Here is a 271-nt window from a genome sequence, read left to right on the forward strand (position 1 = left end):
TAACGGTCAATCTGCTCCATCGCACGTCACCCTTTCAATACGAGAATCCCAACAATCATCATGACGACCCCGAGCAGTTGCGTCCGGTTCAAGTCACGGCGCAACATCCCGAACCAGCCGCGCCAGTCGATGACAAGTGCGAGGGCAAGCTGGGCGATGAGAAACAATGAAATCGTCAACGTGACGCCGAGTTCATGCACGGCCGTCATATTGCTGAACAAGATGAACGCAGCGAACGCGCCCCCTGACAAATAAAGCGGCTCGACGCGAC

General features: G+C 55.7%; 1 protein-coding gene. It reads right to left on the reverse strand.

Annotation, left to right across the window (positions count from 1 at the left end):
- Positions 1-26 precede the first annotated feature (26 nt).
- Positions 27-271 (reverse strand): DMT family transporter (locus ACSV5T_RS09860; RefSeq protein ID WP_438320996.1); only part of this gene is annotated, 245 nt, incomplete at its 5' end.

It is taken from the genome of Veillonella sp. ZSJB6 (assembly GCF_051549505.1).
In the GTDB taxonomy this organism is placed as follows: Bacteria; Bacillota; Negativicutes; order Veillonellales; family Veillonellaceae; genus Veillonella.